Raw genomic sequence first — 13,064 nt, 5'->3', positions numbered from 1 at the left:
GGGATGCCACCGGATGAGCGCTGCGTCGCCCCCGGGTGCGACGCGCGAGCGGATGCCGGCTCCCCCGTGCCGCTGTGCGCGCTGCACGCGATCGCGGTGCACGACCACGTCGGCGCGGCCGCCGGCGCGGCCGATCTGCTGCCGTCGCCGTGCCTGCTGTGCGGCGGGCGGGTCGGCATCCGTTATCCGTCCGGCGCGGTGTGCGCCGACTGCGGCTGGGTCTACGGCGACGTGCCCGACGCCGACCTCCCGCCGCCGCGCATCGACGTCGTCTACTACGTGCGCTTCGGCGACCGGGTGAAGATCGGCACCTCGGCGAACCCGAGACAGCGCCTCGCAGTGCTCCCGGTCGACGAGCTGCTCGCCTTCGAACGCGGCGCGCGGGCGCTCGAGCAGCGCCGGCACGCCGAGTTCGCGAGCGCGCGACTCGGCACGAGCGAGTGGTTCGCCGCGACCCGCGAGCTGCTCGCCCACGCCGCCGACCTCGCGGGCGGCGTCGACCCGTGGACGCACTACGCGCGCTGGCTGGCGCGGGCGGTGGCGCTGCGCGGCTAGGGAAGCGTCGAGAACGCGGAACCCCATCGCCGCCACGCGTCCGCGCGCAGGTAGACCGGGATCACGTCGAGCGGCACGTCGCGCTCCACGAGCCCGGAGCCGACGTGCGCGCCGGTCCACGCGTCCACCCACGAGCCCTCCGGCAGGTAGCTCGTCCAGGTCGTCGCGCCCTCGTCGACGACCGGCGCGACGAGCAGGTCGTCGCCGAGCGTCCACTGCAGCGGCCGCCGCCAGACCTCCGGGTCGTCCGGGTGATCGAAGTAGAGCGGGCGCATGAGCGGCGCCGAGGTCGCGATCGTGCGCGCCGCCGACTCCCGGAGGTAGGGCAGCAGCCGTTCGCGCAGGTGCACGAAGCGCCGGAAGACCGGGATCACACGGTCGTCGCCGGAGCGCTCCTGGATGTTCCACGGCGTGCGCTGACCGGAGGGCGTGCGGTGGTGGTTGTACTCGGCGTGGTACTGCATGATCGGCACGAACGCGGCCGCGGCCGCCGAGCGCAGGTAGAGCTCGGCCGTCGGCACCTCGCCGGAGAAGCCGCCGAAGTCCCAGCCCCAGTAGACGATGCCGCTGGATGCCGCGGAGAGCCCGGCGTAGAGCGACCAGCGGAACGCGTCCCAGGTCGAGTTCTCGTCCCCGGCCCAGAACGCGCCGTGCGCCTGGCTCCCGGCGAACCCGGCGCGGCTGAACGTGACGGGCGCGCGGCCGGCCGACTCGAGCAGGTCGCCGTAGGCCTTCGCGTAGTGCACCGGGAACAGGCCGTTCACCTCGTCGCCTCGCCGGCCGTCGAGGTAGCGCAGGTCGCGGCCCCAGGCGTGCTCGCCGCCGTCGGTCTTGAAGCCGTCGATGCCGACCTCCTCGACGAGGTAGCGGCGCTTCTCGGTCCACCAGCGCGCCGCCCGCCCATCCGTGAGGTCGGGCATGAGCCCGAGCGGGAACCACCAGCCGCGGTTGCGGTACGGGCGCAGCGTGCCGTCGGGCGCGACCTCGCGCACGAGCACGTTCTCCGCGATCGCGGCGCGGGCGTCCGCCGCCGCCTGCCCGCGGGGGTGCGGCCGCGTCTTGATGAGCGGGATCTGCCACAGGTGCACTCGGATGTCCTGGCCGTGCAGGTCATCCACCATGCCCTTCGGGTCGGGCCACGCCTCGCCGAACTCGAAGTCGGCGAGGCGGTGCGGTGCGCCGTCCTCGGTGACCGCGTAGCGCGCATCCCGGAACGCCGTGAACGTGCTCTCGTCGCTCCACGCCTCGATGACGATCGAGCCGACCGGGATGTCGTGCTCGCGGTGCAGCGCGACCTGCTCCATGACGGCGGCCTGCGTGTTCCACTCGTTCGCGCTGCCCCAGAGCCGGAACACCCAGTCGGGCAGCTCCCGCGGGCGGCCGACCTCGGCGAGGAACGCGTCGAGCACCTCGCGCGGCGCGCCCTCGTAGACGCCCACCTCGAGCGCGGTGGTCGCGTCGCTCGGGGCGTCGACCTCGCTCTCGATCCACAGTCGGTCGCCGTCGGTCGCCCCGATGTCGAACCAGACCCGGCGGCTGGTGCGCACGTGGAAGCCCCAGCCGCGACCGCCGACCACGTGCGCGAACGGCATCGGCAGGTACGTCTTGCGCTCGGCGCCCTGGCTCTTGTACTGCTCGAAGACGACCGAGTCGAGCTCGGTGCCGCGGTGGTCGAGCGCGTCGTAGCGCTCGCCGAACCCGGTGACGTGCTCCCCCGGGGCGAGCGGCAGCGCGAAGCGCACGCGACGGATGCGGTCGCCGTCGTCGAGCGCGGTCGTCGTGCCGGGCAGCGCGCCCCCGACGATCCCGTCCGCATCCCGCCACGCCGAGACCGTGAACGGGAACCAGCGGGACACGCTGCCGTCGGTGCGGAAGCGGTAGCGGTGGCGCTCGCCCGCGACGAGTCCGTCGAGGGTGACGCTCCAGCCGCCCGCGGCCCGGGCCAGGCGCGCCTGGGCGGAGGCGAGGTGCCCGCCGTCGACGGTCTGCCCGCGCGACGTGCGCGCCACGCGAGCGAGGGGCACGGTGCGGATGCCGCCGGGCCCGTCGAGCTCGAGGTCGACGCGCTCGACGTCGGCGCTCGCGCGCACGCCGAGCGTGAGCGGCTCGCCCGCCACCGGGTCGACCGGCGAGCGCTGCTCCGTGTCGACGGAGTACGGGTGACCGGATCCGAACGGGCGGTGCCGGATCACGCGGACACCCCCGCGCTGATGCCGAGCTCGACGGCGAGGCGCACGTACATCGCGTGGCTCCAGAGCAGCGGGCGCGCGACCGGACCCCATCGCCGCGTCCACTCCTCCTCGCGACCGGGGTCGAGCGCGAGGTCCGTGACCTGCTCGGGGAGGTCGCCCGCGGCATCCGCGGTTCCGGCCGACCACTCGAGCAGGCGAAGCGCGCCCGCCCGGTCGCCGCGCGCGTTCAGCGCGAGCCCCAGGAAGCAGCTGAGCAGCGGCCAGCGGCCACCGCCGAAGTACGTGTCGGCGCGGAACCGGTACACCCCGCCGCCGACCTCGAGCGACGCCAGCACCTCGTCGACGGTGGCCGACCCGATGGGCGACCCGGCCGGGAAGACGGCGAGCGGGGCGACGATCGCGGCCAGGCTGCCGTCGACCTCCGCGGTGCCGATCCACTTGGTCAGGTGGCCGCTCGCGCGCCCGTCGGACTCCATCAGGGCACGGATGCCGTCGACCGCCGCGAGCGTGGCGTCACGCTCGCTGAGCACGCCCGCATCCGTGCCCGCCTCGAGTCCGGCCACGATGCAGCCGAGCGTGGAGACGTGCACGCGCTCGTCGTGCTCCTCCCACCAGTCGAAGCACGGGCGCCGCCACGAGCTGACGAGGTAGCGGGCGGTCAGGTCGAGCGCCCGCGCCCAGCGGCGGATGTCGAGACCGTGACGCTGCGCGTGGGCGGCGGCGGCCCACATCCACGTGCCGTAGCCGTCGAGCTGGAAGTCCCACCACTCGTCGTCGCCCTCGCCGCCGTCCATCGTGAACCTCGTCGGCAGCATGTCGGCGTCGGGCAGCGGCGTGCCGGCGGCCGCAGCGGCGACGATCCGCTCGATCTGGTCGGCGCGGTCGATCACGACCCGCGCGCACCAGTCGAAGAACCGGGTCGCCGACTCCGCCTCGCCCGCCGCGGAGACCGCGTCGGCGATGAACGCGCCGTCGCGGAACCAGCAGTAGCCCGCGTAGGCGGAGAACGTCGGACTCGCGACGAACGCGCCGGAGTCGTCTTGCAGCCGCAGCATCAGGGCGACGCTGGACCGGGCGAGCTCGGAGAGCGCGGCCGGCGACGTGCCGGTCGTGTCGGTCATGGGGGTGCCTCTCGTCGTGATCGGGGCGGGCGATCCGGGGGCGCGCGCCCCCGGATCCGTCCCCGGTTCAGCCCTGGAGCAGGGCGTTGATCTTCTTCTCGGCGTTGTCGAGCGCCTGCTGCACGGTCTCGCGGCCGGCCTGCGCCTCGATGAGCTCGTTCGTGATGTCGTCCTGCATCTCGGACTGGTTGTCGCCGATCGAGGGCGCGGGAGCGATCTCCTTCGCCGCGTCGAACACGGCCTGGCGGTTCTCGGGCTTGCCCTTGTCGAGGTAGGTCGCGAGCTTGGCCGAGTCGGCGATCGGCGGCAGCTCCCAGCCGGAGTCGAGACGCACGTCGACCATGGTGTCGGACGAGGACATGAACTCGGCCCACTTCTGCGCGGCCTCCGGATGCTTGCTCGTCGCCGAGACGCCGATCGCGTTGGAGAACACGGCGTTCGCGTGCTGGGTGTTGCCCGGCTCGACGGCGATGTCCCAGTCATCCGCGTCGTCGGCGAAGGCGCCGAACATCCAGATGCCGGTGTGCAGCATCGCGAGCTTGCCGTCCTTGAACAGGTTCGTGTCGAAGTCGGCGGTGCCCTGCCCGTCCTCGATAGTGGGCATCGTCGTGCCGCTCTTCTGCACGAGCCAGTTCGCCGCCTCGAGGCCTGCGGGGGTGTTGAAGGCGACGCTCTTGCCGTCCGGGCTCAGGAAGCTCGCGCCGTTCTGCACGAGCACCTTGTAGAACTCGTTGTAGGTCACGGGCTGGTGGTCGCCCCAGACCCCGGCGGCCTGGTCGGTGAGCTTCTCGGCGGCCGCGGTCTCGTCCGTCCAGGTCCAGTCGGCGGTCGGGTAGTCGAGGCCGGCCTTGTCGAACAGCGCCTTGTTGTAGAACAGCACGACGTCGCTGAACGACGTCGGCAGCGCGTACTGCGTGCCGTCGGTCGCGTAGCTGGACAGCAGCGAGGGGCTGTAGAGCGAGGCGTCGACGCCGTCGAGCGGCGCGAGCACGCCGTTGGCCTGGTACTGGCCGTACGCGGAGGGCCCGTTGATGTCGAAGACGTCCGCGGCGGTGCCGGCCGCCAGGTCGGTGTCGAGCGCCGTGCCGTACGAGTCGTAGGGCAGGGTCTTCACGTCGACCGTGATGGTCGGGTTCTCCTTCTCGAACGCGTCGACGATCGTGGCGAGGTTGTCCTCGTTCCCGCCGTTCGAGATGAAGTTCGAGTAGGTGATCGTCACCTTCTCGTCCGGGTCGTCGGCGGGCGTGCCGGATGCGGCGCATCCGGTGAGGGCGAGTGCGACGACGGCTCCGATGCCGGCGCCGACCGCGAGGGTGCGGTTCATGATGGCGATCTCCTTTGATTCGGATGGATGCTGATGGTGCGGTGGGAGTCCGGGATCACTTGATCCCGGAGCTGGCGACGCCCTGGATGACGTATCGCTGGGCGAAGATGTAGAGCGCGAGCATCGGCAGGATGCTCACGACGGAGCCGGCCATGATGACGTCCCAGTCGGACGTGTACTGGCCCTGGAGCCCGGCGAGCGCGATGGGCAGCGTCTGCAGCTCGGGCGAGCGCAGCACGATGAGCGGCCACAGGAAGCTGTTCCAGCTGTTCATGAACGCGAAGACCGTGAGGGTCGCGATGGCCGGCCCGATGTTCGGCAGGATGACGCTCGCGAAGATCCTCAGGTGGCCCGCGCCGTCCAGCGTCGCGGCCTCGTCGAGCTCGCGCGGCACCTGGTTGATCGCCTGCCGCAGCAGGAAGATGCCGAACGCGGATGCGATGCTCGGCAGCAGCGCGCCCAGGTAGGTGTCGATGAGCCCGAACGACTTGAGCTCGACGAACAGCGGCACGATGAGCACCTGCAGCGGGATCATCATGGTCGCCAGGTACACGCCGAACACGACGCCGCTGCCCCGGAACGGCAGCCGGCTGAACGCGTAGGCGGCGGTCGAGCTCGTCACGAGCTGGGCGAGCGTGGTCGCGACCGCGAGCATCAGGCTGTTGAGCACGACCTGCCCGAACGGCCGCTCGGCGAACAGCCGCCCGTACGCGCCGAGCGACGCATCCGACGGGATGAGCTCGGGTGTCGAGGTGAGCGTGGCGCCCGGCGTGATCGACACGACGACCGTCCAGACGAACGGCACGAGCATCGCGAGCGCGCCCGCGATGACGACGACGTGCAGCAGCACGGTGCGGGCCCGCCGTCCCGCCGAGCCGTGCGCCCTCGGCGCCGCGACCGCGAGGGTGCGCACGGCGGTGTCAGCCATAGACGACCCACCTCCTCTGTCCGCGCACCTGGATGAGCGTGACGGCGAGCACGACGACGAACAGCAGCCAGGAGAGGGCGGATGCCTCCCCGGCGCGCCCGTAGCGGAACGTGAGGTCGTAGATCTGCTGCACGACGACCTCGCTCGCCCCGTTCGGTCCGCCCCCGGTCATCGCGTACACCTGGTCGAAGACCTGGAACCCGTTGATGAGCGAGATGACGATGACGAAGAACGTGGACGGGGACAGCAGCGGGAGCGTGACGCTGAACAGCCGCCGCCACCATCCGGCTCCGTCGACGCGGGCGGCGTCGTGCAGATCGGTCGGGATGGCCTGGAGTCCCGCGAGCAGGATGACCATGACGAAGCCGACGTCCTTCCAGGCGGACGCCAGGATGATCGAGGGCATCGCCCAGTGCGGATCGGTCCACCACCCGGGACCGTCGATGCCGAAGAATCCGAGCACGCTGTTGACGACTCCGGACTTCGGGCTCAGCAGCCACCGCCACACGATGGCGACCGCGATCCAGCTCGTGACGACGGGCAGGAAGTAGATGCCGCGCAGCAGGCCGCGGCCCTTGAGCGCGGTGTTGAGCGCGAGCGCGAGAGCAAGCCCGACGACGTACACGATCGGCAGGTAGCCCGCCACGTACGAGAGCGTGTGCAGGAACACGTCGCCCGTCGTCGGGTCGGTGAGCAGGGCGACGTAGTTGTCGAGCCCGATGAACCGCGCCGGGGCGAGCAGGTTCCACCTGGTGAGGCTGATCCACGCCGCGCCGACCATCGGCGCGAGCACGAAGAGGGCGAGCGGGACGGCGCTCGGCAGCAGGAAGGCGAGCACGACGAGCGCGTAGCGCAGGCGCCGTCCCGCCGGCGGGCGCGGGCGGATGCCGACGACAGTCATGAGCCGGACGCTTCCGTGCCCGCGCCGTCCTGCGCGGAGACCTGCTCGGCCAGGCGCTGACGCACGAGCCGGCCCTGGTCGCCCGCGACGCCCTCGGCGTCGAAGGGCGTGGCGAGCACGAGCGCGGCGGCGCCCTGCGCCCAGCTGTCGTCCTGCCAGCTCTCGACGACCACGGGGATGCCGCGCTTGCCCGGGACGAGCGAGCCTCGGAAGGCCGGCTCGAATCCGAACGACCAGTGATCCCAGGCCGAGACGCCCTCGCCGAGCAGGATGATGATCTCGGGGTCGATGACGTTGACGACGCCCGCGAGCGCACGTCCGAGGGTGTGCCCGGCGTCGCCGAACAGCGCCTGCGCGCGCGCGTCCCCCTCGTCGGCGGCGGCCCGGAGCGCGGCCATGCCGGCGTCGGGGGCCAGGATGCCCTGCTCGCGAGCCCGGCGCAGGAGGGCGGCCTCGCCCACGATCGCCTCGAGGCATCCGCGGTTGCCGCACTGGCACGGCGGGCCGTCCAGCTCGACGGGCACGTGGCCGATCTCGCCGGCGCCGCCCCCGTGCCCGCGCAGCACGGCACCGTCGGTGACGATGCCCGCGCCGACGCCGGTGCCGATGGTCACGACGAGGAAGTCGCGGTGCCCGCGTCCGCGTCCGAAGAGCCGCTCGGCCATGCTCAGCGCGTTGACGTTGTTGTCGACGATGACGGGCAGGCCGAGCGCGCGCTGGAGCGCGTCGCCGAGCGGCACCCGGGTCCAGCCGAGCTGGGTCGAGTCGACGACGCCGGACTGCTGCTGGAGCACGCTGCCGGGCACGCCGACCCCGACGCCGAGCAGCGGCGCGTCGCCTCCGCCGGCGATGAACCGCTTGAGCAGCGTGACGAGCTCCGAGACCGCGAGCACGGATGCCGCGTCGAACGGCTCGCTCGCGGTGCGCAGCAGCTGCCCGCCGATGCCGACCTCGACGAAGGCGACGTGGTCGGCGACCACCTTGACGCCGATGGCGCGCCCCGCGCTCGAGGCGAGGCCGAGCAGGCGGGCCGGCCGGCCGCCGTTCGACGAGCTCCGGTCGAGCTCGACGATGAGCCCGTCGCCGATCAGGTCGCGGGTGAGCTGCGTCATGAGCGCGGGTGACACGCCGAGCGCGCGCGAGAGATCGGCGCGGGATGCGGACCCCTGCGCGCCGAGATGGGCCAGGATCGCCGAACGGTTGACGTCGGCACCGGCTCGAGAGCGAATCGCCATTGTTTCCTCTTTTATTTACCTGCGAACAAACCCTAGGTGCAAGCGCCCGCGACGTCAAACCCCGCCCGCTCCCCCGTTCGGGGGCGCGGGCATGGTGTTGACTCGGCGCATGGCGTTCGAGCTCGCGGTGCCGTCCGTCGAGCAGCTCGACGGGATCATCGACACGCTCGCCGGCTGGCAGCGCGACGACGCCCCGATCCAGCTGCATCCGGGCGACCTGGGATGGCACGCGCGCCTGGGCGCCGCGGCGACGGCCGCGGCGGTCCGCGTCTGGCGGCAGGACGGACGGCTCGTCGCGATCGGGCTCCTCGACGGGCCGGAGGTGCTGCGCCTGACGCTCGCGCCCGCGCACTGGGATGCGGACGGCATCGCCGCCCGGATCGTGGCCGACGTCTCCGATCCGCTGGCCGGCGTGTTCCCGGCGGGGACCGCATCCGTCGAGGCGCCGGACGGCACCCGCGTGCGCGACCTGCTCGACGCGGCCGGCTGGGAGGCCGCCGATTCGTGGTCGCCGCTGCGGCGCGACCTCTCGGTGCCGGTACCCCCGCCCGGCCTGCGCATCGAGATCGTCGGGCCGGACGACGTGCCGGCGTTCACCGCCGTGCATCGCTCGGCCTGGGACAGCACGCGCTTCACCGACGTGGTGTGGCGCGAGATGGCCGCGGGTCACGCGTTCGCGAGCGCACGCGGCCTGCTCGCGCTCGACGACGCCGGCACCGCCGTCGCGGGCGTCATCGTCTGGTCCGCCGGCGCAGGCCGGCCGGGACTGCTCGAGCCGATGGGGGTGCATGCCGGCCACCGCCGGCACGGCTACGGCACGTCGGTGTGCCGCGCCGCGGCCGCCGAGCTGCAGCGGATGGGGGCGTCGAGCGCGATGGTGTGCACGGAGAGCGTGCGCACGAGCGCGATCGCGACCTACCGCGCGGCGGGGTACGAGCCGCTGCCCGAGCGACGCGACCGCACCCGCCGGGAATGAGCGGGGCGCGCCCGACGAGGTGTCGAGCGCGCCCCGATGACGCGACGGATACGGATGCCGCTCAGGCTCCCGCGCGACGGCGCGTTGCGGGCACGAGGCGGGTGAGCGCGAAGCCCAGCAGGCCGACGATGAGGCCCGTGCCCATCGCGAAGGCGGCGACGCCGAACGACACGACCGACGTGAACAGCGAGGCCCGCAGGAACGAGGCGTTCATGACGGTGGCCCGCATCGGGTCGTCGCGATCGAGCTGCGCGTAGGTCTTGCCGTCGCTCATCTCCAGCGCGTGCGTGTTGATGATCGTGGCCTGCGCGTAGGCGCTCAACGGGCCGTCGACGGTGTTGCCCGCGAGGAACGGCGCGTCCTCGGCGACGGTGATCTTCTGGTCGGCGAGCTGCGAGCTCACCATGCCCCAGACGGTGCCGCCCGCCGCGATCATGACGATGCCGGCGAGGATGCCGACGAGGCCGATCCAGCGCACGACGGCGAGGCGGACGGTGCTCACCGCGGCGGGCGCGGCAGCTGCGGGGGCGGGGAGAGCGGTGGCGGTCATGGGATTCCTTCTTCCGTGGATGGCCGGTGAGTGGATGGCCGGTGAGTGGATACCTCCAGGCAACCGCGCGCCGGGCCTCGCGACGGGGCCGAAGGTCCCCCGTTCGCGAGCGGCCCGCGCCGCGAACGGTCAGTACACGGTGAGGCCGCGTGCGCGGAACTGCTGCTGCACGCGCGCGACGAGGTCGGCATCCGGGGGCCGCACGCCCTCGAGGGTGTACGGCCGGCCGAGTCGTGCCCACTTGCCGGCGCCCAGCTGGTGGAACGGCAGCACCTCGAGGCGCCCGACGTTCGGCCAGCGCTCCACGATGTCGGCGACCGCCTCGACGTTCCGGACGCCGTCGGTGAGTCCCGGCACGAGCACGAAGCGCACCCAGGTCGGCACGCCGAGCGCCGCGAGCCGGTCGCCGAACTCGACGGTGGGGCGCAGCGGGCGTCTCGTCACCTCGCGGTACACGTCGGGCAGCCCGGACTTGACGTCGAGCAGCACGAGACCCGTGTCCGCGAGCAGGGCGTCGGAGGCGCGCGCGCCGAGGAAGCCGGACGTGTCGAGGGCGGTGCGGATGCCCGCCTCGCGGCAGGCGCGGAACACGCGCTCGACGAAGGCCGCCTGCAGCAGCGGCTCACCCCCGGAGATCGTCACCCCGCCACCGGTCGCGTCGAACACCCCGCGATAGCGGAGGATGCGGGCGATCACCTCGTCGGCGCTCGTCTCGACGCCGTCGTGCAGGAGGAGCGTGTCGGGGTTCTGGCAGTACTGGCAGCGCAGCGGGCACCCGGAGAGGAACAGCGTCATCCGGGTGCCCGGTCCGTCGACGGCGGTCACGAGCTCCCAGGAGTGCACGCTCGCCGTCTCGCCGGACGCGACCATCGCCGCGGTGCTCGGCCGGTCAGACCCCGGCATGGAACGTCCTGCTGATGACGTCGAGCTGCTGCTCGCGCGTGAGGCGCACGAAGTTCACGGCGTAGCCCGAGACCCGGATCGTGAGCTGCGGGTAGCGGTCGGGGTGCTCCATGGCGTCGACGAGCGTCTCGCGGTTCAGCACGTTGACGTTGAGGTGGTAGCCGTGCGCGGCGGTGTACGCGTCGAGCAGCCCGACGAGGTTCGCGCTCTGCTCGACGCGGGTGTGGCCGAGGCCCGCGGGCACCACGGTGGTCGTCAGCGAGATGCCGTCCTGCGACTGCTCGTAGGGGAGCTTCGCGACGCTCAGCGCGGAGGCGAGCATGCCGTGGGTGTCGCGGCCGTTCATCGGGTTCGCCCCGGGCGCGAACGGCGCCCCGGCGCGGCGGCCGTCGGGGGTGTTGCCGGTCGCCGCGCCGTAGACGACGTTCGACGTGATGGTGAGCACCGACTGGGTGTGCACGGCGCCGCGGTAGGCCGGGTGCCGGCGCACGAGCTCCATGAACTCGGTCACGACGGCCACGGCGATCGCGTCGGCGCGGTCGTCGTCGTTGCCGTACGACGGGTACTCCCCCTCGACCTCGTAGTCGACGACGAGCCCGCTGGCGTCGCGCACCGGCCGCACCGTGGCGTAGCGGATGGCGGAGAGCGAGTCGGCCGCGACGCTGAGCCCGGCGATGCCGCAGGCCATGGTGCGCAGCACGTCGCCGTCGTGCAGCGCCATCTCGAGCCGCTCGTACGCGTACTTGTCGTGCATGTAGTGGATGCAGTTGAGGGCGTCGACGTAGGTCTCGGCGAGCCAGCCGAGCAGCCTCCGGTAGGCGGCCCAGGTCTGCTCGTAGTCGAGCACGTCACCGTCGAGCGGTGCCGAGGCGGGCGCGATCTGCTCGCCGGAGACCTCGTCGCGACCGCCGTTGATGGCGTAGAGCAGCGCCTTGGCGACGTTGACGCGCGCGCCGAAGAACTGCATCTGCTTGCCCACCCGCATCGGCGACACGCAGCACGCGATCGCGGCGTCGTCGCCCCACGACCCGCGGATGAGGTCGTCGGACTCGTACTGGATCGCCGACGTGTCGATCGACACCCGCGCGCAGAAGTCCTTGAACCCGGCCGGCAGCCGCGGGCTCCACAGCACCGTGAGGTTCGGCTCGGGGGCCGGGCCGAGGTTGTAGAGCGTCTGCAGGAAGCGGAACGACGTGCGCGTGACGAGCGTGCGCCCGTCCTCGCCGACGCCGCCGATCGTCTCCGTCACCCAGGTCGGGTCGCCCGAGAACAGCGCGTCGTACTCGGGGGTGCGCAGGAACCGCACGATGCGCAGCTTGATCACGAGGTCGTCGATGAGCTCCTGCGCCGCCGACTCGGTGAGCACGCCGTCGCGCAGGTCGCGCTCGAGGTACACGTCGAGGAACGCCGTGTTGCGGCCGATCGACATCGCCGCGCCGTTCTGCTCCTTCACCGCGCCGAGGTAGGCGAAGTAGAGCCACTGGATCGCCTCGCGCGCATCGTCCGCGGGCCGGCGGATGTCGTGGCCGTATCCGGCGGCCATCGTCACGAGCTCCCGCAGGGCGCGCACCTGCTCGGCGTTCTCCTCGCGAGCGCGGATGGTCTCCTCCGACGACGGCCGCGCGTCGAGCTCCGCGCGCTCGCCGCGCTTCGCGGCGATGAGCGCGTCGACGCCGTAGAGCGGCACGCGGCGGTAGTCGCCGATGATCCGGCCGCGGCCGTAGGCGTCGGGCAGTCCGGTGATGAGGTGGCTGTGCCGCGCGCGCTTGACGGCCGGCGGGTACACGTCGAACACGCCGTCGTTGTGCGTCTTGCGGTACCTCGTGAAGATCGTCTCGAGCTCGGGCGACACCGGGTAGCCGTAGGTCGTGAGCTCGGTCGCCACCATCCGCCAGCCGCCGAGCGGCATGATCGCGCGCTTGAGCGGCGCATCCGTCTGCAGGCCGACGATGAGCTCCTCGTCGCGGTCGATGTAGCCGGGCGCGTGCGCGGTGATCGAGGCGGGCGTGTCGGCGTCGACGTCGTAGACCCCGCGCTCGCGCTCCTCGGGGAACATCGTGGTCAGCCGGCCCCAGATCCGCTCGGTGCGGGCGGTCGGCCCGGCGAGGAACGCGTCGTCGCCGTCGTACGCCGTGTAGTTGCGCTGGATGAAGTCGCGCACGTCGATCGCGGCGCTCCAGGTGCCGCGATCGAATCCGCGCCACGGGTCACGCGCCCCACGGGCGGTGTCGGTGCTGGTCGGGTTCTCGATGATGCTCACGGTCGTCTCCTCTGCGGCGGGCACCGGCACCGGCGCCCCGGTGATCCCAGCCTCGACCGGGACCGGCACCCGGGGTAGGGCGAAGGTCCCGTGATCGCGGGACGGGACTTTCGGCCCGG

11 protein-coding genes are annotated in these 13,064 nt (G+C 72.5%); 2 read left to right on the top strand and 9 right to left on the bottom strand.

Features of this window, described 5'->3' with window-relative positions; all coding sequences use genetic code 11:
- The first annotated feature begins 3 nt into the window (after positions 1-3).
- The gene (locus tag QT381_RS03580) at positions 4-555 is read left to right on the top strand and encodes a GIY-YIG nuclease family protein (protein ID WP_289247359.1); all 552 of its coding nucleotides are present in this window, start codon (positions 4-6) and stop codon (positions 553-555) included.
- Here the strand turns inward: QT381_RS03580 and QT381_RS03575 are convergent.
- The 6 genes from QT381_RS03575 to QT381_RS03550 all read right to left on the bottom strand — a co-directional run bounded on the left by QT381_RS03575 (position 552) and on the right by QT381_RS03550 (position 8,256).
- A complete protein-coding gene (locus tag QT381_RS03575) occupies positions 552-2,747 on the bottom strand; it encodes a glycoside hydrolase family 31 protein (RefSeq protein WP_289247358.1) in 2,196 nt (731 codons plus the stop codon). The two genes, QT381_RS03580 and QT381_RS03575, sit on opposite strands and share 4 nt — an antisense overlap.
- Positions 2,744-3,868 carry a glycoside hydrolase family 15 protein gene (locus QT381_RS03570; RefSeq protein ID WP_289247357.1) on the bottom strand — a complete coding sequence of 375 codons (1,125 nt, stop codon included), beginning with the start codon at positions 3,866-3,868 and terminating at the stop codon, positions 2,744-2,746. Before QT381_RS03570 ends, QT381_RS03575 begins: the two co-directional genes overlap by 4 nt.
- Positions 3,869-3,935: 67 nt before the next feature.
- The gene (locus QT381_RS03565; protein WP_289247356.1) at positions 3,936-5,192 is read right to left on the bottom strand and encodes an ABC transporter substrate-binding protein; all 1,257 of its coding nucleotides are present in this window, start codon (positions 5,190-5,192) and stop codon (positions 3,936-3,938) included.
- Positions 5,193-5,247: 55 nt separating this feature from the next.
- On the bottom strand, positions 5,248-6,120 hold the full coding sequence (locus QT381_RS03560; protein WP_289247355.1) for a carbohydrate ABC transporter permease: 873 nt from the start codon (positions 6,118-6,120) through the stop codon (positions 5,248-5,250).
- Complete coding sequence (locus QT381_RS03555; protein ID WP_289247354.1) at positions 6,113-7,021, bottom strand: carbohydrate ABC transporter permease; 909 nt, start codon at positions 7,019-7,021, stop codon at positions 6,113-6,115. Before QT381_RS03555 ends, QT381_RS03560 begins: the two co-directional genes overlap by 8 nt.
- Positions 7,018-8,256, bottom strand: a complete 1,239-nt coding sequence (locus tag QT381_RS03550; protein WP_289247353.1) for an ROK family transcriptional regulator — start codon at positions 8,254-8,256, stop codon at positions 7,018-7,020. The genes QT381_RS03555 and QT381_RS03550 overlap by 4 nt, the downstream gene beginning before the upstream one ends.
- A gap of 109 nt (positions 8,257-8,365) precedes the next feature.
- Here QT381_RS03550 and QT381_RS03545 point away from each other — a divergent pair, with 109 nt between their 5' ends.
- The gene (locus QT381_RS03545; RefSeq protein ID WP_289247352.1) at positions 8,366-9,232 is read left to right on the top strand and encodes a GNAT family N-acetyltransferase; all 867 of its coding nucleotides are present in this window, start codon (positions 8,366-8,368) and stop codon (positions 9,230-9,232) included.
- 61 nt (positions 9,233-9,293) lie between these two features.
- Here the strand turns inward: QT381_RS03545 and QT381_RS03540 are convergent, their stop codons facing one another.
- The 3 genes from QT381_RS03540 to pflB form a co-directional block, all read right to left on the bottom strand.
- Positions 9,294-9,782 carry an aromatic ring-opening dioxygenase LigA gene (locus QT381_RS03540; protein ID WP_289247351.1) on the bottom strand — a complete coding sequence of 163 codons (489 nt, stop codon included), beginning with the start codon at positions 9,780-9,782 and terminating at the stop codon, positions 9,294-9,296.
- Between the two features lie 129 nt (positions 9,783-9,911).
- Positions 9,912-10,685 carry a pyruvate formate-lyase-activating protein gene (gene pflA, locus QT381_RS03535; protein WP_289247350.1) on the bottom strand — a complete coding sequence of 258 codons (774 nt, stop codon included), beginning with the start codon at positions 10,683-10,685 and terminating at the stop codon, positions 9,912-9,914.
- Positions 10,672-12,945 (bottom strand): formate C-acetyltransferase, encoded by a 2,274-nt coding sequence (gene pflB, locus QT381_RS03530; protein WP_289247349.1) that lies wholly within the window; start codon positions 12,943-12,945, stop codon positions 10,672-10,674. The genes pflA and pflB overlap by 14 nt, the downstream gene beginning before the upstream one ends.
- Positions 12,946-13,064 lie beyond the last annotated feature (119 nt).

The organism is Galbitalea sp. SE-J8, assembly GCF_030345695.1.
Taxonomy (GTDB): domain Bacteria; phylum Actinomycetota; class Actinomycetes; order Actinomycetales; family Microbacteriaceae; genus JAUASV01.
The sequence above is the reverse complement of the archived record's forward strand: the minus strand, read 5'-3'. Positions and strand labels throughout refer to the sequence as shown.

Bases quoted from the DNA above. Each gene is read 5' to 3' on its own strand.
- QT381_RS03580 (WP_289247359.1), top strand. From the start codon at position 4: ATGCCACCGGATGAGCGCTGCGTCGCCCCCGGGTGCGACGCGCGAGCG.
- QT381_RS03560 (WP_289247355.1), bottom strand. From the start codon at position 6,120: ATGGCTGACACCGCCGTGCGCACCCTCGCGGTCGCGGCGCCGAGGGCG.
- QT381_RS03555 (WP_289247354.1), bottom strand. From the start codon at position 7,021: ATGACTGTCGTCGGCATCCGCCCGCGCCCGCCGGCGGGACGGCGCCTG.
- QT381_RS03565 (WP_289247356.1), bottom strand. From the start codon at position 5,192: ATGAACCGCACCCTCGCGGTCGGCGCCGGCATCGGAGCCGTCGTCGCA.
- QT381_RS03570 (WP_289247357.1), bottom strand. From the start codon at position 3,868: ATGACCGACACGACCGGCACGTCGCCGGCCGCGCTCTCCGAGCTCGCC.
- QT381_RS03545 (WP_289247352.1), top strand. From the start codon at position 8,366: ATGGCGTTCGAGCTCGCGGTGCCGTCCGTCGAGCAGCTCGACGGGATC.
- pflA (WP_289247350.1), bottom strand. From the start codon at position 10,685: ATGCCGGGGTCTGACCGGCCGAGCACCGCGGCGATGGTCGCGTCCGGC.
- QT381_RS03540 (WP_289247351.1), bottom strand. From the start codon at position 9,782: ATGACCGCCACCGCTCTCCCCGCCCCCGCAGCTGCCGCGCCCGCCGCG.
- QT381_RS03550 (WP_289247353.1), bottom strand. From the start codon at position 8,256: ATGGCGATTCGCTCTCGAGCCGGTGCCGACGTCAACCGTTCGGCGATC.